24 protein-coding genes are annotated in these 19,766 nt (G+C 68.5%); 12 read left to right on the top strand and 12 right to left on the bottom strand.

From position 1 onward, the window contains the following. Positions 1–43: 43 nt before the first annotated feature. Positions 44–667, bottom strand: a complete 624-nt coding sequence (gene ctaE, locus ACZ6YV_RS15600) for an aa3-type cytochrome oxidase subunit III (RefSeq protein WP_005164165.1) — start codon at positions 665–667, stop codon at positions 44–46. Between the two features lie 95 nt (positions 668–762). On the opposite strand from ctaE, the gene ACZ6YV_RS15595 reads away from it, so the two are divergent. The 3 genes from ACZ6YV_RS15595 (at position 763) to trpD (ending at position 2,687) form a co-directional block, all read left to right on the top strand. Then, positions 763–1,179 carry a hypothetical protein gene (locus tag ACZ6YV_RS15595; RefSeq protein ID WP_465510237.1) on the top strand — a complete coding sequence of 139 codons (417 nt, stop codon included), beginning with the start codon at positions 763–765 and terminating at the stop codon, positions 1,177–1,179. Between the two features lie 61 nt (positions 1,180–1,240). Next, a complete protein-coding gene (locus ACZ6YV_RS15590; protein WP_378246799.1) occupies positions 1,241–1,651 on the top strand; it encodes a hypothetical protein in 411 nt (136 codons plus the stop codon). Between the two features lie 4 nt (positions 1,652–1,655). Next, positions 1,656–2,687, top strand: a complete 1,032-nt coding sequence (trpD, locus tag ACZ6YV_RS15585) for an anthranilate phosphoribosyltransferase (RefSeq protein WP_465510236.1) — start codon at positions 1,656–1,658, stop codon at positions 2,685–2,687. 70 nt (positions 2,688–2,757) lie between these two features. Here the strand turns inward: trpD and ACZ6YV_RS15580 are convergent, their stop codons facing one another. Further along, a complete protein-coding gene (locus ACZ6YV_RS15580) occupies positions 2,758–3,723 on the bottom strand; it encodes a helix-turn-helix domain-containing protein (RefSeq protein WP_465510235.1) in 966 nt (321 codons plus the stop codon). Positions 3,724–3,775: 52 nt separating this feature from the next. Between ACZ6YV_RS15580 and ACZ6YV_RS15575 the strand changes: the two genes are divergently transcribed. Further along, complete coding sequence (locus ACZ6YV_RS15575; RefSeq protein ID WP_465510234.1) at positions 3,776–4,171, top strand: cupin domain-containing protein; 396 nt, start codon at positions 3,776–3,778, stop codon at positions 4,169–4,171. Here the strand turns inward: ACZ6YV_RS15575 and ACZ6YV_RS15570 are convergent. Beyond that, positions 4,168–5,130 carry a GlxA family transcriptional regulator gene (locus ACZ6YV_RS15570; RefSeq protein WP_465510233.1) on the bottom strand — a complete coding sequence of 321 codons (963 nt, stop codon included), beginning with the start codon at positions 5,128–5,130 and terminating at the stop codon, positions 4,168–4,170. The two genes, ACZ6YV_RS15575 and ACZ6YV_RS15570, sit on opposite strands and share 4 nt — an antisense overlap. A gap of 82 nt (positions 5,131–5,212) precedes the next feature. Between ACZ6YV_RS15570 and ACZ6YV_RS15565 the strand changes: the two genes are divergently transcribed. Beyond that, entirely contained in the window at positions 5,213–6,100 is an 888-nt protein-coding gene (locus ACZ6YV_RS15565; RefSeq protein WP_465510232.1) for a DMT family transporter, read from the top strand. 65 nt (positions 6,101–6,165) lie between these two features. On the opposite strand, the gene ACZ6YV_RS15560 is transcribed toward ACZ6YV_RS15565, so the two are convergent. After that, complete coding sequence (locus ACZ6YV_RS15560; protein WP_020630406.1) at positions 6,166–6,585, bottom strand: cytochrome c oxidase subunit 4; 420 nt, start codon at positions 6,583–6,585, stop codon at positions 6,166–6,168. 40 nt (positions 6,586–6,625) lie between these two features. Further along, positions 6,626–7,564, bottom strand: a complete 939-nt coding sequence (gene ctaC / locus ACZ6YV_RS15555; RefSeq protein ID WP_465510231.1) for an aa3-type cytochrome oxidase subunit II — start codon at positions 7,562–7,564, stop codon at positions 6,626–6,628. Between the two features lie 194 nt (positions 7,565–7,758). Between ctaC and asnB the strand changes: the two genes are divergently transcribed. Together asnB and ACZ6YV_RS15545 are read left to right on the top strand one after the other, a co-directional pair. Further along, positions 7,759–9,693 carry an asparagine synthase (glutamine-hydrolyzing) gene (gene asnB / locus ACZ6YV_RS15550; RefSeq protein WP_465510230.1) on the top strand — a complete coding sequence of 645 codons (1,935 nt, stop codon included), beginning with the start codon at positions 7,759–7,761 and terminating at the stop codon, positions 9,691–9,693. Between the two features lie 56 nt (positions 9,694–9,749). Beyond that, a complete protein-coding gene (locus ACZ6YV_RS15545; protein ID WP_465510229.1) occupies positions 9,750–10,403 on the top strand; it encodes an alpha/beta fold hydrolase in 654 nt (217 codons plus the stop codon). Between the two features lie 76 nt (positions 10,404–10,479). Here the strand turns inward: ACZ6YV_RS15545 and ACZ6YV_RS15540 are convergent, their stop codons facing one another. Beyond that, positions 10,480–11,469 (bottom strand): carbohydrate kinase family protein, encoded by a 990-nt coding sequence (locus tag ACZ6YV_RS15540; RefSeq protein WP_465510228.1) that lies wholly within the window; start codon positions 11,467–11,469, stop codon positions 10,480–10,482. Positions 11,470–11,610: 141 nt separating this feature from the next. Here ACZ6YV_RS15540 and ACZ6YV_RS15535 point away from each other — a divergent pair, with 141 nt between their 5' ends. Further along, entirely contained in the window at positions 11,611–11,799 is a 189-nt protein-coding gene (locus ACZ6YV_RS15535) for a hypothetical protein (protein WP_101609500.1), read from the top strand. A 102-nt stretch (positions 11,800–11,901) separates the two neighbouring features. Here ACZ6YV_RS15535 and ACZ6YV_RS15530 read toward each other — a convergent pair whose 3' ends face one another. After that, positions 11,902–12,279, bottom strand: coding sequence for a HesB/IscA family protein (locus tag ACZ6YV_RS15530; protein ID WP_378246820.1), 378 nt, complete (start codon positions 12,277–12,279; stop codon positions 11,902–11,904). 143 nt (positions 12,280–12,422) lie between these two features. Between ACZ6YV_RS15530 and ACZ6YV_RS15525 the strand changes: the two genes are divergently transcribed. Next, a complete protein-coding gene (locus tag ACZ6YV_RS15525; protein ID WP_378246822.1) occupies positions 12,423–13,079 on the top strand; it encodes a DUF3043 domain-containing protein in 657 nt (218 codons plus the stop codon). Between the two features lie 61 nt (positions 13,080–13,140). Further along, positions 13,141–14,130 carry an aldo/keto reductase family protein gene (locus tag ACZ6YV_RS15520; RefSeq protein ID WP_465510227.1) on the top strand — a complete coding sequence of 330 codons (990 nt, stop codon included), beginning with the start codon at positions 13,141–13,143 and terminating at the stop codon, positions 14,128–14,130. Positions 14,131–14,184: 54 nt separating this feature from the next. On the opposite strand, the gene ACZ6YV_RS15515 is transcribed toward ACZ6YV_RS15520, so the two are convergent. The 3 genes from ACZ6YV_RS15515 to ACZ6YV_RS15505 are packed head-to-tail and all read right to left on the bottom strand — an operon-like array spanning position 14,185 to position 16,002. Next, positions 14,185–14,412 (bottom strand): hypothetical protein, encoded by a 228-nt coding sequence (locus ACZ6YV_RS15515; protein WP_378246826.1) that lies wholly within the window; start codon positions 14,410–14,412, stop codon positions 14,185–14,187. Continuing rightward, on the bottom strand, positions 14,405–15,256 hold the full coding sequence (locus tag ACZ6YV_RS15510) for a phosphoribosylaminoimidazolesuccinocarboxamide synthase (protein WP_093938721.1): 852 nt from the start codon (positions 15,254–15,256) through the stop codon (positions 14,405–14,407). Before ACZ6YV_RS15510 ends, ACZ6YV_RS15515 begins: the two co-directional genes overlap by 8 nt. Then, entirely contained in the window at positions 15,253–16,002 is a 750-nt protein-coding gene (locus tag ACZ6YV_RS15505) for a GntR family transcriptional regulator (RefSeq protein WP_465510226.1), read from the bottom strand. Before ACZ6YV_RS15505 ends, ACZ6YV_RS15510 begins: the two co-directional genes overlap by 4 nt. A 170-nt stretch (positions 16,003–16,172) precedes the next feature. Here ACZ6YV_RS15505 and ACZ6YV_RS15500 point away from each other — a divergent pair, with 170 nt between their 5' ends. Then, on the top strand, positions 16,173–16,577 hold the full coding sequence (locus ACZ6YV_RS15500) for a hypothetical protein (RefSeq protein ID WP_465510225.1): 405 nt from the start codon (positions 16,173–16,175) through the stop codon (positions 16,575–16,577). Here ACZ6YV_RS15500 and ACZ6YV_RS15495 read toward each other — a convergent pair. After that, on the bottom strand, positions 16,574–17,242 hold the full coding sequence (locus ACZ6YV_RS15495) for an IspD/TarI family cytidylyltransferase (RefSeq protein ID WP_378246908.1): 669 nt from the start codon (positions 17,240–17,242) through the stop codon (positions 16,574–16,576). The genes ACZ6YV_RS15500 and ACZ6YV_RS15495 overlap by 4 nt on opposite strands. A gap of 93 nt (positions 17,243–17,335) precedes the next feature. On the opposite strand from ACZ6YV_RS15495, the gene cobT reads away from it, so the two are divergent. Beyond that, positions 17,336–18,412: a nicotinate-nucleotide--dimethylbenzimidazole phosphoribosyltransferase gene (cobT, locus tag ACZ6YV_RS15490; RefSeq protein ID WP_465510224.1), complete on the top strand. Its 1,077-nt coding sequence runs from the start codon at positions 17,336–17,338 to the stop codon at positions 18,410–18,412. Positions 18,413–18,593: 181 nt separating this feature from the next. Here the strand turns inward: cobT and ACZ6YV_RS15485 are convergent, their stop codons facing one another. Further along, positions 18,594–19,697, bottom strand: coding sequence for a branched-chain amino acid aminotransferase (locus ACZ6YV_RS15485; RefSeq protein ID WP_465510223.1), 1,104 nt, complete (start codon positions 19,695–19,697; stop codon positions 18,594–18,596). Positions 19,698–19,766: the final 69 nt, after the last annotated feature.

Raw genomic sequence — 19,766 nt, 5'->3', positions numbered from 1 at the left:
CTTGCTGTCAGTTCAGGCCGATAGGTCGTGGTGGCGGCTTGGTTCACGGAAGGATGTAGATCACCGCGAACAGGCCCACCCACACGATGTCGACGAAGTGCCAGTAGTACGACACGACGATCGCCGAAGTGGCCTGGGCCGGGGTGAACTTGCTCAGCTTGGTGCGGATGAGCAGGTACACGAACGCGATGAGCCCGCCGATGACGTGCAGGCCGTGGAACCCGGTCGCGAGGAAGAAGACCGTGCCGAACGGGCCGGACGGGATCGTCATCCCCTCGTCGATCAGGTGGAGGTACTCGTAACCCTGGCCGCCGACGAAGATCGCGCCCATGATCAACGTGATGATGTACCAGCGGCGAAGGCCGAAGACGTCACCCTTTTCGGCGGCGAACACGCCGAACTGGCAGGTGAACGAGGACGCCACGAGGATCACCGTGAACGGGATCGCCAGCGCGACGTTCAACTCGAAGGGCTCGCCGTGCAGTGGCGGCGGCCACTGACCGGTCGCGTTCTGCGCCTTCACGGTGAAGAACATGGCGAACAGTCCGGCGAAGAACATCAGTTCGCTGGACAGCCACACGATGGTGCCGACGCTGACCATGTTCGGCCGGTTCAGCGAGTGGACCCGCTGGCTGATGGTGGGAGCTGCCGTTGTCACGCGTCGCATTATGTCCTCTCACGCATGGGGCCCGCCGGGTGGGTCCACGGCAAGTCGCGTGCGTGTCGGGTCACATCTGAACGAAAGTGGGAACAGGGCTACTCATGGGTTTACTAGATCGGCTCCGTGACCTGGTCAAGAAGCCGAAGATCCCAGGTCTGACCGTCGACACGCCCGGCGTGGAGATCGTCGTGGAGGCCTTCGATCCGGCCGAGGCGGACTCTTCCGTGCTCGCGAGATCACCCGCTTGGGTCGCCGAGGCACCCGCGATCCTGCGCCACCACTTGAAACTTCCGCCCGAAAAGGTGGCGGAGGCGGCCGCGATCCTCGCCCAGGACGGCTGGGAGCTGCGGGAACAGGGCCCGGACGGCGACCTCACGACGGCGCACGCTCTGCGAGTCCAGACCCTCGACGCGCTGCACTGCGCTCAGGAACGGTCACGGATGGCGGGCCTCGCGCAGCGGCTCGGCGGGGACTCGCTGGGCTGGGACGCGCTCCAGCCGTCGGGGGCGTCCACGTGATGTCGGTCATGGCGGATAACATCGCGGGGTCGACACGACTAGACGAGGCGGAGGCGCGCTCATGGGCGAGCAGGCGATGCGGATCCTGGTGTTCAGCCACAAGGCGGAGGTGCGCGAGGCGATCATCAACGCCGTCGGCCGCCGTCCCGCCGCCGACCTCGGCCGGGTGGACTACACCGAGGCGTCCGGCATCTCCGAGGTGCTCGTCGAGATGGACGCGGGCAACGTGGACCTGGCCATCCTCGACGGCGAGGCGCAGCCGACCGGCGGCATCGGGCTGACCCGCCAGCTGAAGAACGAGATCGAGGATTGCCCGCCCATCGTGGTCGCGGTGCGACGCAAGGACGATCGCTGGCTCGCGACCTGGTCGCAGGCCGACGCGGTGCTGATCCACCCGCTCGACCCGCTGACCGCCGCCGAGACGGTCGCCGACGTGCTGCGCGCCCGCCGGGTGCCGGCCGTGCACGGCTGAGCCGATGAGCGCGGCCGCGAAGACCTGGCCGTCCCTGCTCAACCAGCTCATCGCGCGCGCGGATCTGTCCGAGGAGGACACCGCGTGGGCGATGGACCAGATCATGAGCGGGGCGGCGACGCCCTCCCAGATCGCCGGGTTCGCCGTCGCGCTGCGCGCGAAGGGTGAGACACCGGCGGAGATCTCCGGGATGGCCGACGCCATGCTGGCGCACGCCAAGCGGGTGACGATCGACAGGCCGTCGGTGGACATCGTCGGCACCGGCGGCGACCGGTCCAACTCGGTCAACATCTCCACCATGGCCACGGTGGTGACGGCCGCGGCCGGCGCCCCGGTGGCCAAGCACGGCAACCGGAGCGCGTCGTCGAAGTCCGGCGCGGCCGACGTGCTGGAAGAGCTGGGCGTCACCATCGACCTGCCGCCCGAGACGGTCCAGCGCAGCGTGAACGAGCTGGGCATCGGCTTCTGCTTCGCGCCGAAGTTCCACCCCGCGCTGCGCCACGCCGGCCCGACGCGCGGCGAGCTCGGCGTGCCGACGACGTTCAACCTGCTGGGCCCGCTGACCAACCCCGCGCAGCCATGCAGTTCGCTGATCGGCTGCGCGTACGAGGACAAGACCCGCGTGCTGGCCGAGGTGTTCGCGCGGCGCGGGATGACCGTGCTGCTCGTCCGCGGCGACGACGGGCTCGACGAGATCACCACCACGACCACCAGTTCGGTGTGGGTGGTCTCCGGCGGCGAGATCACGGAGCGGAGCTTCGACCCTTCGGCGCTGGACATCGCCCGGGCGACCGCGGACGACCTGCGCGGCGGCGACGCGGCGCACAACGCCGAGGTGTTCCGGCAGGTGATGGCAGGGAAGGCCGGGCCGGTGCGGGACGCGGTCCTGCTCAACTCGGCGGCCGCGCTGGCGGCTTTCACCGGATTCTCGGGGTCGCTGGAAGACGATCTGGCGGCCGGGCTCACGCGGGCGGCCTCGGCGATCGACTCGGGTGCGGCGGCCGACCTGCTGAACCGGTGGATCGCCTTCGCCTGACGCGCGTTTCGTCCTCTGGATGCGGTAGTTGCGCGTGCAAGGACCGCATCCAGAGGACGAAACGCGTCGGTCAGGAAACGGTGCGGAAACGCGCCCGGTAAGCCGTAGGTGTCAGCCCGGTAGCCCGCCGAAGCTGGGTACGCAGGTTCGTCGCGGTACCTAAGCCCGAAGCCCGCGCCACCGAGTCCAGCCGCTGCTCCCCGCGCTCGATCAGCCGGCACGCCAGCGCGATCCGTTCGGTGGTGAGCCACGCGAGCGGTGTCGTCCCCAGTTCGGCGCGGAACCGCCGGTGCAGCGTCGCCTGGCTGGCCGCCGCCCGCGCGGCGAGGTCGGCGACGGTGAGCGGCCGGTCCAGCCGTCCGCGCGCCCATTCGAGCACCGGCGCCAGCGAGGTGTCCGGCACCGGCGGCAACGGGCGCTCGACGAACTGCCGCTGGCCACCGTCCCGGTGCCCGGCGAACACCAGGCGCCTGCTCACCGCGTTGGCGATCTCGGCGCCGTGGTCGCGGCTGATCAGGTGCAGCCCCAGGTCGAGCGCGGCCGCGCTGCCCGCCGCGGTCAGGATGTCGCCGTCGTCGACGAAGAGGACGTCGGGCTCCAGCAGCACGTTGGGATACGACTCGCGGAACCGCTCGGCCCACTTCCAGTGCGTCGTCGCGCGCCGTCCGTCCAGGACGCCCGCCTGCGCGAGGGTGAAGGCGCCGGTGCAGAAGCTCACCAGCCGGGCACCCCGCGCGGCGGCGGCGCGGATGGCCGCCAGCACCGGCTCCCGTGCCGGGCGCTCCGGATCGGGCCGGTTGGGCACGATCACCGTGTCGGCGGCGTCCACGGCTTCGAGCCCGGCGACCCCGGTGAGGGTGAACATCCCCAGGTGCATGCGCACGGACGGCTCGGCCGCGCACAGCGTGAAGCCGTACCAAGGCCGGCCGAGCTCCGGCCGCCGCAGGCCGAAGAGTTCGGTCGCGACGCCCATTTCGAAGGGGTTGGACCCCTCGTCGACCAGGACGGCGACCTCGTGCGAGGAATCATGCGACATATGCGATTCCTAGCACTCACCGCTCGGCCGGTCCAGTGGCCAGGATCGGCTCATGAGCAAGCAGCCGATCGATCTGAAGACCGTGTTGGCCGGATTCGACGAGATCTGGAGCCCGCGGATCGTCGCCCACGTCAACGACTACGACGTCCGGCTCGCCAAGGTCGCGGGTGAGCATGTCTGGCACGTCCACGAGAACACCGACGAGTTCTTCCTCGTCCTCGACGGCACCTTGGACATCGCGTTGCGCGAGGCGGCGGGCGAACGGGTCGTCACGCTTCCCCGCGGCTCGGTGTTCGTCGTCCCGCGCGGGACCTTTCACAAACCGTCCTCAGTGGACGGTGCGGAGCTGTTGCTGTTCGAGCCGACGGGGACGCTCTCCGTCGGCGACGAGCACGACGAGGTCCCCGATCATGTCCAGGTCACCGTCGGACAGGAGATCTCCTTCTAGCTTGCGGAAAACGTCTTGCGGTAGGCGCTCGGACTGGTTCCGCGCAGCTTGCCGAACTGATGCCGCAGCGCCGCGGCGGAAGCGTATCCGCAGGCGACCGCGATGTCCTCAATGGACAGTCGACCTTCTTCGAGCAACGACTGCGCGCGATCGAGACGGCGTTCGGTGAGCCATCGGTGCGGGGTCGTCCCGGTGGCCGCCGAGAACCGGCGCAGGAACGTGCGCTCCCCCAAACCGCTGCGACGGGCGAGCTCCGCGACCGTGAACGGCTGATCCAGCCGCCGCTCGATCCATTCGAGCGCTTCGGCGAGCACGGTGTCGTCCGGCGCGGCGGTCTCGGGCACCGGCGCCTGCACGAACTGCGCCTGCCCGCCGACCCGGTGCGGCGCCGCGACCATCCGCCTGGCCAGCGTGGTGGCCGCGGCGACCCCGCGCAGTTCGCGCACCAGATGCAGGCAGAGATCGACGGCGGCGACGGTCCCCGCGCTGGTGAGGACTCCGCCGTCGTCGACGTACAACGCCTTCGGGTCGACCTTCGCCGTCGGGAAGCGCGACCGGAACTCCTGCTCGTAGACCCAGTGCACGGTGCAGTTGCGCCCGTCGAGGAGTCCCGCGTAACCGAGCGAGAAGACACCCGCGCAGAAGCCCGCGACCCAGGCGCCCCGGCTGGCCGCGTCGCGCAGGACCTCGAGGACCGGTTCCGGCGGGCTCGCGCTGCGCGGCGCGCAGGTCGGGACGATCAGCAGATCGGCGGACGCCGCGAAGTCCAGGCTCTCCAGTCCGTCGAGCCCGAAACCGGACCAGCTCCGGACGTTGCCGCCACCGGGTGAGCAGACCGCGAAATCCCAGCCCTCTATGCCGTCTGCGCTGCGATCGGTGCCGAAGACCTCGCACGCGACGCCGAGTTCGAACGGCGAAACCTGGTCGGCGAGCACCACCGCGACCTTCTTCACGTCCATCCGGGCAGTGTGTCATAAGTTTTGCGGTCGATGTCATCTCTGACACTGGTCGAGCGCGGGCGCGAGGGCGAAAGTGGTGCCCATGAACAAGAACAACCCCCTGCTGCAGTGGACGGCCGCGATGGCGCTGTCCGGCACGATCGGCGCCGTCGTCCTGGAAAGCGGCGCCGACGCGCCCGCCGTGGCTTTCGCGAGGAGCCTCGTCGGCGGCCTGCTGCTCCTGGTGTGGATCGCCGCTCGCGGCTGGCTCCGTCCATGGACGCTCACCCGCCGCGACCTCCTGCTCGCCATCCTCGGCGGGCTGTTCCTGGTCGGGAACTGGGTGCTGCTCTTCGCTTCGTACGCGCTGTCGTCCATCTCTGTCAGCACCGTCGTCTATCACACGCAACCGTTGATGCTGGTCGGTCTCGCGGCGGCGTTCCTCGGCGAGAAGATGGCGAAGAGCCAGCTGATCCGGGCGCTGATCGCGTTCGGCGGGGTGACGCTCATCTCACTGTCCGCGCACGGCGCCGACGGCAAGCCCGTGCGGCTGGAGGGGATCGCGCTCGCCCTCGGCGCGGCCGCGCTCTACGCCGGCGCTTCGTTCGTCGCGAAGCAGCTCAAGCACCTGCGCCCGCACGTCCTGGCGGCCGTCCAGCTGGTGACCGGCACGATCGTGCTGGCACCCGCGCTGCTGGTCACGCCGCTGCCCACGGACCCCTCCGGGTTGCTGTGGCTGGTCCTGCTGGGGACGGTGCACACCGCGCTGATGTACGTCCTGATGTACGCGAGCATCGGCAAGCTGCCGACCACGACGGTGGCGCTGCTGTCCTACATCTATCCCGTGGTCGCGGTGGTGGTGGACATCCTCGCCTACGGGCACCGTCCGACCTGGCCGGAGGGCCTGGGGATGCTGGCCGTGCTGGCGGCCGCCCTGGCACCGAAACGCGCGCCCGCACCCCGCCCCGAACCCCAGTCCGCCCGCGTTTAGTCCTCTGAATGCGAAAAGCGGCGCCCCGGTCCGAAGACCGAGGCGCCGCTTCGGGCGTCAGAACGTCAGTCGTGGTTAGGACCGGTGTGGTACTCGAACACCAGCCCGCCGATGGCGACGATCACCAGGCCCAGCGCGATGATCAGCAGCCAGACGTGGAAGAACGCGAGCGCGACACCGGTCAGCGCGGCGGCCGCCGCGAGAGCGATCGGCCAGTAGCTGCCCGGGCTGAAGAAGCCCAGCTCACCGGCACCGTCGCTGATCTCGGCGTCTTCCCGGTCCTCCGGCCGCGGCTCGATGCGCCGCGCCACGAACTGCAGGTAGCTCCCGGCCAGGAAGGCCAGGCCACCGGTGAGGATCAGGGCCACCACACCGACCGGCTCGACGCCGTCGCGGGTCATCGTTCCGGTCATGTACGCGTAGATACCCGCGACGATGACGGAGAAGACCGCGACGAGGAAGAAAATCCGTCCTTCGACCTTCATGGACGTTGCCTCACTCCTGTTTCGGGCTCGAACAGCCGGGTCAGTTGGACGCGACCCGCGCGGTGCGGTCGGTGTTGAACGGGGTGGTGGTGACGGCGTAGGGCGAGCACAGGTCGCCACAGTTCATCGCCGTCAGCGCCTCGGAGGCCGTGTTCGGCTTGCCGCTCTTCGGGTTCACCGTGCCGCGAAGCTGGATGTACTGCGCGTACTTGTCCGGCGACAGGGCCCTGACCTCGAAGTTCATCCCCGAGTGGTAGGTGCCGCACAGTTCGGCGCAGCGGCCGACGAACGACCCTTCCTTGTCGATCGAGTTCTGGAAGGTGAAGTCCTGGTTGTTCTTCTCCGGGTCCGGCATGACGTCCCGCTTGAAGTGGAACTCCGGCACCCAGAAGGAGTGGATGACGTCGGCCGACCGCAGGTTGTACTGGATCGTCTTGTTCGTCGGCAGGACGAGCAGCGGGATCTCGGTCGAGCTGCCGACCGTGGTGATCTCGGGGTCGTCGTGGTTCTTGGAGTCGCTCTTGTACTTGAACTCCCAGTTCCACTGGAACGCGACGATGTCGACCGTGACGTCCGGGTTCTCCGTCTCGGCGAGCACGCGGTTCTCGGTGGTCGCGGTGAAGAAGAACAGCACGCAGACCATGATCGTCGGGACGACGACCGTGAAGATCTCCAGCGGGATGTTGTACTGGAACTGACGGGGCAGTTCCTCTTCCGCGCCGTCGGCGGTCTTCTTCTTACGGTGGAAGATCGCGGTCCAGAAGATCAGCGCCCAGACGATGACACCGACGGCCAGCGCCGCGACGACCGTCCACGTCCACAGGGTGCGCATGTCGTGCGCCTGCGGGGTCACCCCGACCGGCCAGCCGAAGCGGAGGATCTCGTCCCCGGAACAGCCCGTCGCGGTCAGCATCACCAGCGCCGCGAGCGCTGCGATGCGACCAGCCCGTTTAACGGGGGTGCGCTCTGGATTTCCCACTGCGCCTTGCCCTTTCACCCAGAGCCTCCTAGACCGATCTTTGTGACAGGGCGGAGCCTAGCCGAGTTGCGGCGCCGTGCTGACCAAGGGGTAACCCCAACACGCGTATCCCCCACCACATCCGGGTGTACATCCACCCGGGCATACTGAGCCCTTCTCCCCCGCTCGGCCAACAAGAGGTGTGTGAACTAGACGTGTGCGGCCTGCTTGGACTGATCTGTTCGACCGAAGCCGACGCTGCGAGCGCCCGTGACGCCGTCGACGCGGCCATGCGCTGCCAGCGGCACCGCGGCCCCGACGAGCACGACACCTGGGCCGACGCCGAGGTGGTCTACGGCTTCAACCGGCTGGCCTTCATCGACGTCGACCACGCCCACCAGCCGCTGATCTGGGGTCCGCCGGAAGCGCCCGAGCGCTACACGCTGAACTTCAACGGCGAGATCTACAACTACAAAGAGCTGCGCGACGAGCTGGCCGCCGAGCACGGTGCGAAGTTCGCCACAGAGGGTGACGGCGAAGCGATCGCCGCGGCGTACCACTACCTCGGCGACGACGCGGTGAAGAAGCTGCGCGGCATGTTCGCCTTCATGATCTGGGATTCCCAGGAGAAGGTCGTCTTCGGCGCGCGCGACCCGTTCGGCATCAAGCCGCTGTACTACGCCGCCGGCCCCGGCAAGGTCGCCTTCTCCAGCGAGAAGAAGAGCCTGCTGGAGCTTTCGAGCGTGCTCGGCGTCGAGGACGAGCTGGACAAGACGGCCCTGCAGCACTACCTGGTGCTGCAGTACGTGCCGGAGCCCGAGTCGATGCACACCGGGATCCGCCGCGTCGAGTCCGGGACGTCGTTCCGGGTGGTCCCCGGCGGCGAGGTCGAGTTCACCCGCTACTTCCACCCGCAGTTCAGCGCGAAGCCGGTCAACGGCCAGGCCGAGGCCGACGCGCTGTACGAGCGCATCGCCGATGTGATGCGCGACTCGGTCGGCAAGCACATGATCTCCGACCCGGACGTCACGGTCGGCGCGTTCCTCTCCGGTGGCATCGACTCCACCGCGACCGCGACGCTGGCCAAGGAGCACAACCCGAACCTGATCGCGTTCACCACGGGGTTCGAACGCGAGGGTTACTCCGAGGTCGACGTGGCCGCCGAGACGGCCGCCGCGATCGGGGTGAAGCACGTGGTCCGCACGGTGTCGCCGGACGAGATGATGGAGGCGCTGCCGCTCATCGTCTGGTACCTCGACGACCCGGTGGCCGACCCTGCGCTCGTACCGCTGTGGTTCATCGCCCGCGAAGCCCGTAAGCACGTCAAGGCCGTGCTGTCCGGCGAAGGCGCCGACGAACTCTTCGGCGGCTACACGATCTACAACGAGCCGATCTCCCTGGCGCCGTTCGAAAAGATCCCCGGCGGGATGCGGAAGATCATCGGGAAGGTCTCCACGAAGATCCCCGAGGGCACCCGCGGCAAGGACCTGCTGCGGCGCGGAGCGCTGCCGCTGGAGGACCGCTACTACGGCAACGCCCGCAACTTCCGCGACGACCAGCTCCGCAAGGTGCTGCGCACGTATGAGGAAGGTGTCGGCTTCAAGGACGTCACCGCGCCTTGGTACAAGATCTCCGAGGGCTGGGACCCGGTCGCGCGGATGCAGCACGTCGACTTCTACACCTGGCTGCGCGGCGACATCCTGGTCAAGGCCGACAAGGTCACCATGGCGAACTCGCTGGAACTGCGCGTGCCGTTCCTCGACTCCGAGGTGTTCAAGGTCGCCGCGAGCATCCCGCTCGACCAGAAGCTCGCGCAGGGCACCACGAAGTACGCGCTGCGCCAGGGGCTGGCGAAGATCATCCCGGCGCATGTGCTGAACCGGCGCAAGCTCGGCTTCCCGGTGCCGATCCGGCTCTGGCTGCGCAACGAGATGTACGACTGGGCCAAGGGCATCATCGCGGACTCGCAGACCGACGCGCTGCTCGACAAGAAGGCCGTCCTGGCGCTGCTCGACGAGCACAAGGCCGGGCAGCTCGACCGGAGCCGTCAGCTGTGGGCGCTGCTGGTGTTCATGCTGTGGCACGGGATCTTCATCGAGAACCGCATCAAGCCCGAGGTGCCGGAACCCGTCTACCCGGTGAAACTCTAGTCACGACTCGACATGCCGGCCTTCACCGTTCACCCGGTGAAGGCCAGCATGGACGGATGGACTTCGTCCTCGTGCACGGCACGACGCAGAGCCCGGCGGGCTGGGACCGGGTGGCCAAGCTGCTCAAGGCCGCCGGGCACCGCGCGATCGCGGTGGACCTGCTGACCCCGGCGGACCTGCCTGTCGAGGGCTACGCGCAGCACGCGCGGGACCAGTACGACGGCGAGCGGCCGGTCGTGGTGGCCCATTCCGGGGCAGGTGTCCTGCTTCCCTCGATCGCCGAAGCGCTCGACGCGCGGGCGATGGTGTGGGTCGCCGCCTACATCCCCGACTTCGCCGGTGGGCGGAGCCTGCGCGACGAGGTCCCGGCCCTGTTCGCCCCCGAGTGGATCGGGGTGGACCCGACGGCGGATCCCGCGAAGGCGTCGGAGTTCCTTTTCCACGACTGCGATCCAGAGACCGAACATCTGGCGCTGGACAGCCTGCGGCTGTTCAGTCCCGCGGTGCTCGCGGCACATCCCGCCGGGCCCGCGCCGGAGATCCCGTCGACGGTGCTCGTCCCCACGCGCGATCGCACGCTGAAACCGGAGTGGATGCGCCAGGCCGCCAGGGAGCGGCTCGGCGTCACCGCGATCGAGATCGACGCCGGGCACTGTCCCCACATGTCCCGCCCGGCCGAGGTCGCCGCCATCCTGACCGGACGAGGCTGAAGGGGCCCTTCACCGCGTCTCACGCGGTGAAGGGCCTTCGCTGCATTACATGCGGGGAAAGTCCCCTTCAGCTCCCTCAGGCAGGCAGGATCGCCGCGATCTCCTCGGCGGGCTCCGGACCGAAGGCCTCCTTGAGACGGCCCAGGACGTCGGCGCGATCGAACGCCCACTCCTGCGTACCCACGGTTTCCAGCACCAGCACGGCGATCAGCGAACCCAGCTGAGCCGAACGCTCCAGGCCGAGCCCGCCGTCGAGGCCGGCGATGAACCCGGCGCGGAAGCCGTCGCCGACGCCGGTCGGGTCGACCTTGCCCCGCTCCGGGACCGCGCCGACCTGCAGCGAGAGCCCGTCCTTGCCGATGATCTCGACGCCCTTCTCCCCGAGCGTGGTTATCCGCATGCCGACGCGGTCGAGCACGTCGGCCTCGGTCCAGCCGGTCTTCTGGAGCAGCAGTTCCCATTCGTAGTCGTTGCTGAACAGGTACTTCGCGCCTTCGATGAAGCCACGCACCTGCTCGCCGTCCATCCGCGCCAGCTGCTGCGAGGGGTCGACGGCGAAGGTGTAGCCACGCTGGCGGCACTCCTCGGCGTGGCGGACCATGCCTTCGGGGTCGTCCGGGCTGATCAGCACGAGCGACAGTTCACCGGCGTGCGCGGCGACCGGCTCCAGCTCGATGTTGCGGGATTCGGCCATCGCGCCGGCGTAGAAGGTGGCGATCTGGCAGAGGTCCTCGTCAGTGGTGCAGACGAAGCGGGCGGTATGCGCGACGTCGGAGACCAGCACACCGGCGGTGTCGACGCCGTGCCGCTCGAGCCACGAGCGATAGTCGGCGAAGTCGGAGCCCACGGCGCCGACCAGGATCGGGCGCTTGCCGAGTACGCCGAGGCCGAAGGCGATGTTCGCGCCGATGCCGCCCCGCCGGACAACGAGATCGTCGGCCAGGAAACTCAGGGACACGCGATGCAGCTGCTCGGCGATGAGCTGCTCGGCGAACCTGCCCGGGAAGTGCATGAGATGGTCGGTTGCGATACTGCCGGATACTGCGATCCTGGCGCTGTCTGCCACCGGTTCTCCTTGATCGGTCGGCCTCGCGAAGGCGAGGACGGCTAAGTTACCCGCAGGTCATGCCCCATACGGGTTGCTTCAGGCACGGCCATCAACACTACCGGTTGGTAGTGGTGTCCTACTCGAACATGAGTCATTAACTTGTCGTTCGTGACCACTTCCGCGTATCACCTCGAACCGGAATCGATCGGCGAACTCATCGCCGACTGTGCCGGCATCCCGTCGTCCCTCCAGGCCGAGAACCTGCCCCTGCCCCGGCAGATCGCTCCGCCCTGGACCGTGGACGAGCGGTGCCTCGCCCAGGTCGCGGATCTGGACGCCTACGTCTGATCCCACTGCGACACGAAAAGCTGCGGCACGAAGAGCTGCGGACATGAAGAAGGGCCGCGACCTGGGTGAGGTTCGCGGCCCTTCTTCATGCCTCGACGCGGGTCAGTGGAAGCTGTCGCCGCAGGCGCAGCTACCGGTCGCGTTGGGGTTGTCGATCGTGAAGCCCTGCTTCTCGATCGAGTCCACGAAGTCGATCACGGCGGTCGACACGTACGGCGCGCTCATCCGGTCGACGGCCACGCGGAGCCCGTCGAAGTCACGGAACAAGTCACCGTCGAGCGTGCGCTCGTCGAAGAACAGCTGGTAGCGCAGGCCCGCGCACCCACCGGGCTGGACGGCGATGCGCAGGTGCATGTCGTCGCGGCCCTCCTGCTCGAGCAGGGCCTTCGCCTTGACGGCGGCGGCGTCGGTCAACGTGACGCCGTGGGTCTCCTCGGCGGCTTCGGCCTGAGCTGCGGCTGCCTGCTCAGCGGTCGTCATGGTTCTCCCTCTGGTCGAACTCGCTGCGGGTACTCGTCTTGCACATGGTCCAACACGTCGGAGTCCCGATCTGTTCCCCTCCATGGTGACATATCGCTCGGCCTGGTGCGTGGCACCGTGACGCCTGCAACTACCCTGGTGAGGTGAGGTTCCTGCGCCGTAGCACCACAGACTCCGCCACGACGGACACCGAGACGCCCGACAACGAGGGTGTCGAGGTCCAGGCCAAGGCGTATACGCCCGGAAAGGGCAAGGCCACGCCCAAGCGGCGTGAGGCCGAAGCCAAGCGCCGTGGCCCGGTGGCGCCCCCGCCGACCACCATGCGGGAGGCGATGAAGCGCAACAAGGAACTCCGCAAGTCCGCGAAGTCCGACCCGGAGTACAAGTCGAAGCAGCGCAACGCCGCCAAGGAACGCCGCGAGCGGATGATGGCGGGCGAGGACAAGTACCTGCTCCCCCGTGACCGCGGTCCGGTCAAGGCGTACATCCGTGACCTGGTCGACTCGCGGCGCAACCTGCTCGGCCTGTTCATGCCGCTGGCGATCCTGGTGTTCGTCGCGCTGATCCTCCCGTACCCGGAAGTGCAGCGGTACGCGACGCTGCTGTGCACCGTGATGCTGCTCGGCATGATCGTCGAGGGCTTCCTCAGCGGGCGCCGGATCGCCAAGATGGTCCGGCTGAAGTTCCCGGACGAGACGGTCAAGGGCACCTCCGTCGGCTGGTACTCCTTCATCCGCGCGAGCCAGATCCGCAAGCTGCGGGTCCCCAAGCCCCGGGTCAGCCCCGGCGCCAAGGTCTGACCTCTCACCAGGCGAAACCCAGGTCGTTAGCCTGCCTAACGGTCTGGGGTAGAGTCGCGCCATGGAGTTTCGACGCCTAGGCCGCAGCGGCCTCAATGTCAGTGAGATCTCGTACGGCAACTGGCTCACCCACGGGTCCCAGGTGGAAGAGGACCAGGCCCAGTCCTGCATCAAGGCGGCGCTCGACGTCGGCATCACCACGTTCGACACCGCCGACGTCTACGCGAACACGGCCGCCGAATCGGTGCTCGGCCGCGGGCTGAAGGGCCTGCGCCGCGAAAGCCTGGAGATCTTCACCAAGGTCTACTGGCCGACCGGTCCGAAGGGCCCCAACGACAAGGGGCTCAGCCGCAAGCACATCATGGAGTCGGCGAACGCTTCGCTGAAGCGGCTCGGCACCGACTACGTCGACCTCTACCAGGCGCACCGGTTCGACCGGACCGTGCCGCTCGAAGAGACGTTCCTCGCCTTCTCCGACCTCGTCCGCCAGGGCAAGGTGCTCTACGTCGGCGTCTCGGAGTGGACCGCCGAGCAGATCACCCAGGGCGCGGCGATCGCGCGTGAGCTGAAGGTGCCCCTGGTCTCGAACCAGCCGCAGTACAACGCGCTGTGGCGGGTCATCGAGGCGCAGGTCGTCCCGGCCTCCGAACGCGAGGGGCTCAGCCAGATCGTCTGGTCGCCGATCGCGCAGGGCGTGCTCACCGGCAAGTACAAGCCCGGTCAGCCGCTGCCCGAGGGCTCCCGCGCGACGGACGAGAAGGGCGGCGCCAACATGGTCGCCCGCTTCCTCAACGACGACGTCCTCGAGCGCGTCCAGCGCCTTCAGCCGCTCGCGGACAAGGCGGGCCTGACGATGGCCCAGCTGTCCGTGGCGTGGGTGCTGCAGAACCCGAACGTCGCTTCGGCGATCATCGGCGCTTCGCGGCCGGAGCAGGTGCACGAGAACGTGAAGGCGGCCGGCGTGAAGCTGGACGCGGATCTGCTCGCCGCCATCGACGAGGCCCTCGACGGCGTCACCGAGACCGACCCCACCCTGACCCGCTCGCCCTGACGTGACTGAAGGACGCTTTCCCCGCATGCCAGGCGGGGAAAGCGTCCTTCAGCTTCAGTCCCCGTGGACGCGGGCCTGGTACGCGATCTGACCGTCGAGGTCGAGGGCGTCGCCGGGGGCACGGAAGGGGTCGATTCCCAGGCCCCGCAACAACCTGCTCGCGCCGGCGACCCGGTCACCCGTCCGGCCGTCGAGCCGCTCCGGCCGGTGGCCCCGCTGGATCAGCAGGCCCTCGACGTCGTCGATCAGCCGGTACGGGTCGTAGACCTGCTGTTCAGGCATGGTCACCGCCGGATACCCAGGTCTTCCCGGTGATCCTCTCGTAGACCTCGGTGTAGCGCTTGCGGGTCGCTTCGACGATCTCGTCCGGGATGGCGGGGCCGGGTGGCGTCTTGTCCCAACCGGTCGTCGTGGACCAGTCGCGGACGAACTGCTTGTCGAACGCGTGCTGCGTCCGGCCCGGCTCGTAGTCGTCGGCAGGCCAGAACCGCGACGAGTCCGACGTGAGGACCTCGTCCCCGAGCGTCAGCACGCCGTCGGCGTCGAACCCGAATTCGATCTTGGTGTCGGCGATGATGATGCCGTTCTTCGCCGCGTGCTCCGCACCCTTGGTGTAGACCTCCAGCGTCAGGTCCCGGATGCGGTCCGCGGTCTCCTGGCCGATCTCGTTCACGACGTCGGCGAAGGTCATGAACTCGTCGTGGCCGGTGTCGGAGATCTTCGTGGTGGGCGTGAAGATCGGCTCGGGCAGCTTGTCGGCCTCGACGAGACCGGCGGGCAGTTCGACGCCGGAGACCTTGCCGTCACGCCGGTACTCGCGCATCCCGAGACCGGTCAGGTAGCCGCGCGCGATGCATTCGACCTGGATCATCTTCAGCGGCTTGCAGCGCGTGGCGCGACCGGCGAATTCCGCAGGGACGTCGGTCGTGGAAATGACGTGGTTCGGCACCACGTCGGCCATCTTTTCGAACCACCAGGCGGAAAGCTGGTTCAGCAGCGCGCCCTTGTCCGGGATCGGGGTCGGCAGCGAGACGTCGTAGACCGAAACGCGATCCGACGCGACGAGCAGAATGTCGCCGTCGATTTCGTAAAGGTCCCGGACCTTACCCGCGTGAATGTGCTTCATGCCCCGTCCTCGATGTTGTATTCGTAGAAAATCCAGTGGTCCGGCAAAGCCGCCGATTCGCCGTACTCGAGTACGTCTCCTCCGGCGGACAAGAACCTGTTACGGCTCAACAAAATCGCCGAACCTTCGGCCACGCCGAGTTCCTTCGCCTCCTCGGCACCCGCCAGCCCCGCGGCGTGCTGAGAATGTGTGGACGTCAGAACCCTGCCTGTCCGGTCCGCAACATATTTGACCGTGCCTTCGACGATCCGCACCGGTTCGAACAGCAACGGCGCCTTCGCCGCGACAGCGCCGTCGAACCACGAGACGGACGTCGAAACCGGCGCGTCCTGTCCCGCGTACGTGGTCCGCCGCCGCCGGATCGCGGGAGCGCCCTCTTCGATACCGAGGGCGCCCGCCACCCGCTCCGGTGCCGGGACGAGCCCGGCCTCACGGATTTTCGCGTAGTGGCCCGGTGGATAGACCTTGCCGGTTCGCGCGATCGAGATCGTCCGATCGTGCGCGGAGCGGTGCAGCGCCCTGGTCTGCACCACTGTCCCGATCCCGCGGACCGCGCGGACCAGACCTTCGGCCCGGAGCGTCGAGAGCACCTTCATAGCCGTCGCCATCGCGACGTTCCAGTTCCTGGCGATCTCCCGCGCGGACGGGACCGTGTCACCTTCCTTGAGCCTGCCCGAAACGATGTCGTCACGAATGTTTCCCGCGATCTGGAGATACGGCGGTTCAGGTCGGTCGACGGCGGGCAAGGTGACTCCTCACAAGGTCGCGCGGTGCGCACAAGCGTTCTAGCACACCAATGGGCGAGCACCAAGGATCCTGCTCACACCCCATTATTACGTACTAGTACACATTCTGGACGGTGCTCTAGTACACCTGTTACTCTCCGCAGAGTTCCCGAAACCCGTTGGGGGGCTCGATGAACCATCTGAGCATCGACGAACTGCTCGAAGAGCTTCGAAGACGCCGGTGGGTCGTCTACATCTTCGGCCCCCGGGAGGAGCCGGAGGTCTGTGCCGCGGTGTTCCAGTGGGACACCTGCGCCGACGTCCTCATCCTGCGAGGTGAGGAACGGGCGACCGCGTACCGGGTCGCCACCCTTGCCGACACGGACGTCTTCCGGCCGGCCCTCGTCTCGTGGCAGTACCACTCGACGGCCGACTGGACCCTGCGCGCGGTGCTCACCATCCCGGCCCCCGGCGACGCCGCCGCGCCGATCCAGCTGCTGCAACCACATCCGGACTGCGAGATCCCCATGGCGGCGCGCCAGCCGGTCACCATCCTTCCCGCCAACGGAGCCAAGGCCGGCCAGGGAGATCCCTAACCTCGGCCGATCACCTGCTCGGCGACAACGAGGTCGTGCGGGTAGGTGATCTTGAGGTTCTCCGCGCTGCCTGGAACCCACCGCACCGGCAGCGCGGAGAACCTTTCCATGCACGAAGACGTGTCGGTGCCGACGAAACCGTCCCGTTCGGCCGTTTCGTACGCCTCCAGCAACGGGGCGGCGCGGAAACCCTGCGGCGTCTGCACCCGGATCGCGCCGGGCAGCGCACCGGAAACGGTGTCGCCGTCGACACGCACGATGTCGTCGGCCGCGACCCCGGGCACCGCTCCCCCGTACCGCCGCGTGTCGGCGAGGACGTCCGCGATCAGTCGCGGGGTGACGAGCGGACGGGCCGCGTCGTGCAGCAGGACCGCGTCGATCTCGCCGCTCTCGATGCGGGAAGTCAAGTGGCGCAAGGCGTTCAGCTCCGAACCCTGACGCGTCGCACCGCCGTGGACGAGTTCGACCTCGCCGGGATGCGCGGCGAGCACCTCGCGCGCGAGTTCGGTGTCCTGCGGCCGGATGACCAGCACGAGCACGTCGATACCGGGCACCCGGGCGAAGGCGTCGAGCGACCACGCGACGACCCGCTTGCCCGCCACCGGCAGGTACACCTTGTTGAGCTTGGCGCCGACCCGGGTGCCCGCTCCGCTCGCGAGCACCACCCCGGCGGCCTTCGTCTGAGCCACAGGCAACTCTGACACAGGCGGGTGGGTAGGTTGGGCGCGGCCACCGAAGCGATCCGAAGGGGCAGGGCGTTGGACGACGAAATCCTCGAGTTCGCCGAAGTCGAGCAGCCGGATGAACACGCGCGTTCGGCGGCGATCGCGCTGCACTCGAAACTGATCAAACCCGCGGGCTCACTGGGCAGGCTCGAAGAACTGGGCGTCTGGGTCGCGGCCTGCCAGGGGCAGTCGCCGCCGCGTCCGTTCACACGGCCCCGGGTCGTGGTGTTCGCCGGAGACCACGGCATCGCCGCGAAGGGCGTCTCGGCGTATCCGGGCGAGGTCACCGCGCAACTCGTCGGCAGCATGCTGACCGGCGGCGCGGCCATCAACGTGCTGGCGGCGTCGGCGGGCGCGAGCGTGCGGGTCGTCGACATGGCCGTCGACAGCGACGCCCCCGCCACGCGGTCGATCGGCGAGTTCAAGGTGCGGCGCGGGTCCGGCTCCATCGACGTCGAAGACGCACTGACCGACGACGAGGCGCGAGCCGCCCTCCGTGCGGGCAGGACGATCGCCGATGCCGAAGTCGACGGCGGCGCCGACCTGCTCATCGCGGGCGACCTCGGGATCGGGAACAGCACCCCGGCCTCGGTGCTGGTCGCGGCGCTGACCGGCAGCGAACCGGTGGCCGTCGTCGGCCGCGGCTCGGGGATCGACGACAACGCCTGGATGCGCAAGGCCGCGGCGGTCCGGGACGCGCTGCGCCGGGCGAGGACCGTGCTGGCCGACCCTGTCGCGCTGGTGCGCACCTCCGGCGGCGCCGACATCGCCGCGATGGCGGGCTTCCTCGCCCAGGCCGCGCTCCGGAAGACGCCGGTGATCCTGGACGGCCTGGTCGCTTCCGCGGCCGCGCTGATCGCCGAGGAACTCGTCCCGGGCGCGCGGCAGTGGTGGGCCGCGGGGCAGCGCGGCGGCGAACCCGCGCACGCGCTGGCGCTGGAGCACCTCGACCTGGAGCCGATCCTGGATCTGGACGTGCGCCTCGGTGAGGGGACGGGCGCTGTCGCGGCGCTGCCGCTGTTGTTCATGGCGACGCGGGTGCTCGCGGAGATGGCGACGCACGAGCAGGCCGGGGTGAGCGGGCCGCTGATCGAGGCTCCCGCTTCCTGACGCCCTCCGCGTTTAGTCCTCTAAACGCGGAAGTACGTGAAGGCCCCCTTCATTGCGCTAGGCGCAATGAAGGGGGCCTTCACGTACTTCAAGAGAGAGGCGGCGGTGGCGCCTCGGTACAGGGGGTCGTGAGTGGCAAGTGGGGTTAGAACGACACTTGCCACTCACGAGCTCCTGAAGCTCAGCCCAGCGGGTACATCCAGCCTTCGGGAGCGGGCCGGGTGCCCTCCTGGATCCCGGTCAGCGCGCCGCGCAGCTTCATCGTCAGCTCACCGGGCTGCCCACCGGCCACGGAGAACTCGCCGCCCGCGTGCTTCACGTGCCCGACAGGGGTGATGACCGCCGCGGTCCCGCAGGCGAACACCTCGGTCAGCTCGCCCGAAGCCGCCGCCTTCTCCCACTCGTCGGTGGAGATGCGCCGCTCCTCGACCTGGTGCCCGAACGACTTCGCCAGCTCCAGCAGCGACTTGCGGGTGACGCCCGGCAGCAGCGACCCGGTCAGTTCCGGGGTCACGACGCGGGCCTCGTCACCGGAGCCGAAGACGAAGAACAGGTTCATCCCGCCCATCTCCTCGATCCAGCGCCGCTCGACAGCGTCGAGCCACACGACCTGGTCACAGCCCTTTTCCACGGCCTGCGCCTGCGCCACGAACGACGCCGCGTAGTTGCCGGCGCATTTGGCCTCGCCGGTGCCGCCGGGGACCGCGCGCACGTACTCGGTCGAGAGCCACACGCTCACCGGCTTCACGCCGCCGGAGAAGTACGAGCCGGCGGGCGAGCCGATCAGCGCGTAGAGGTACTCGTTCGCGGGCCGGTTGACGCCGAGCCCGGCTTCGGTGGAGATCATGAACGGCCGCAGGTACAGCGACTCGCCCGGCTTCGTCGGGACCCAGCGGCTGTCGACCGCGACGAGCTCGCGGATCGAGTCGAGGAAGACCTCCACCGGCAGCTGCGGCATGGCGAGGCGCTCGGCCGAGTTGCGGAACCGGATCGCGTTCGCGTCGGGCCGGAACGCGGCGATCGTGCCGTCGGGCTGGCGGTAGGCTTTGAGGCCTTCGAAGATCGCCTGACCGTAGTGCAGCACGGAGGTCGCCGGGTCGAGCGTCAAGGGCGCGTACGGCCCGACGGTCGCGTCGTGCCAGCCCTGCTCGGCGCTCCACTTCACGGTCACCATGTGGTCGGTGAAGTGCAGCCCGAAGCCGGGTGCGGCCAATACGTCCGCGACGCGTTCCGGGCTCGCGGGGCTCGGGTGCGGGAGGTGGCTGAACTGCGTCGAGGTCGTCATGCCTAAGACGATAACGCTTGGTCGGACCCACGTTAGTCGGACGTCCGCATATCTTTACCGCCGTCGAAC

This window comes from Amycolatopsis sp. NPDC102522 (assembly GCF_055584485.1).
This window is presented reverse-complemented; position numbering and strand designations above follow the sequence as displayed.